The sequence below is a fragment of the Streptomyces sp. NPDC051105 genome (genome assembly GCF_040682795.1).
Lineage (GTDB): Bacteria > Actinomycetota > Actinomycetes > Streptomycetales > Streptomycetaceae > Streptomyces.
The window spans coordinates 1-1146 of record NZ_JBFBBR010000080.1 but is presented as its reverse complement, the minus strand read 5'-3'; the positions used below and the strand labels follow the sequence as shown (position 1 = coordinate 1146).

At 36.7% G+C, this 1146-nt stretch carries 2 protein-coding genes; one reads left to right on the top strand and one right to left on the bottom strand.

Annotated elements, in window-relative coordinates; translation table 11 throughout:
* On the top strand, nucleotides 1–381 hold a 381-nt coding region (locus AB0N16_RS41855), incomplete at its 5' end, for a polysaccharide biosynthesis C-terminal domain-containing protein (RefSeq protein WP_365806045.1).
* Nucleotides 382–481: 100 nt separating this feature from the next.
* Here AB0N16_RS41855 and AB0N16_RS41850 read toward each other — a convergent pair.
* Nucleotides 482–1045: a VanZ family protein gene (locus AB0N16_RS41850; protein ID WP_357056717.1), complete on the bottom strand. Its 564-nt coding sequence runs from the start codon at nucleotides 1043–1045 to the stop codon at nucleotides 482–484.
* Nucleotides 1046–1146: the final 101 nt, after the last annotated feature.

Below are 1146 nucleotides of genomic sequence, written 5' to 3'. Positions count from 1 at the left end.
CGTGCGCTCCGCGCGGAACTGCTGGCGCGCGCCGCCGGATTCGCGCCCGAGACGGTTTTATTTGGAGCAATCGTTTGTGTCATTGCACAAGTATTACTTATTCCATTATTTGGCTTGAATGGTGCTGGATTAGCTTCAATGCTTGGATTCTTAACAACGTTTTTATTTCGTGTCAAGGATACGCAAAAATTTGTGGTGATTCAGATTAAATGGCGAACTTTTATAAGTAATTTTGTGATCATTTTGGTACAAATTCTTTGTTTATTTTATCTGCCGAGTAAAGTCTTGTATCTATGCCTTGCCCTATTATTTTGTGGCATGTTAGTGGTTAATCAGCGTACAATTTTATACATTATCATGGCGCTAAAAAATAAAAAATAAGACATTTGGAATGAAATCCTCATAAAAATAGACAGGAGATATATCTCGATACCATTCGAGATATATCTCCTGTCTATTTTTATGCTACTTTTGGGTTAGCTCAACTCAACCGCCTTTTAATCTCCCAACAACAATAATACCCAATCAAACAACCCAAAAAATTCAAGATAATATCACTAATGGCAAATGTGCCCAAATAAAAGATAAATTGAATGGTTTCAATTCCTAAAAGTGTGACCAAACTGACAATGACAAACTGTTTGAAATCAGTATTGATACAGTAAAGGCCACCTAAAGGAATGAAGTAGATAATATTTAGCACTGCCTCTTGAATCGTTCTGGTATCCGCTTTTATAAAGTCAAAAGGATTCAGTGATATCGCCTGAAAATCCGTTGTTTTAGTAAAAAGCACCATGAATAACAGTAATAAATACACACTGAAAGCAAGATAGAGATAAATAACTGAAAAATCTTTGAGGTGATACTGGATGCCAAACAACCAGATAATCAGCGTTAATAAGAGTATTAAAGTTAATGCGGTATAGTCAAAGTGGTTAATCAACCTAGCCAGGCTTTGATAGCGAGTGAGAACGGGCATAATCAGCCAAGTAATCGTCGCATAACTCAGGATAAATGTGACCAATAAACTGCTGAGGTAGATCATATATTTTCGCAACTGTTTCTAACTCCTTTTCTTGATGAGATTAACCCTATTTGGTTCTGTTGCGAAGTTTGAAAATCAAACGCGCCCGCTCTGAACTCCAA

Excerpts from the sequence above, each read along its gene's own strand:
- AB0N16_RS41850 (WP_357056717.1), bottom strand. The coding sequence starts at position 1,045 with ATGATCTACCTCAGCAGTTTATTGGTCACATTTATCCTGAGTTATGCG.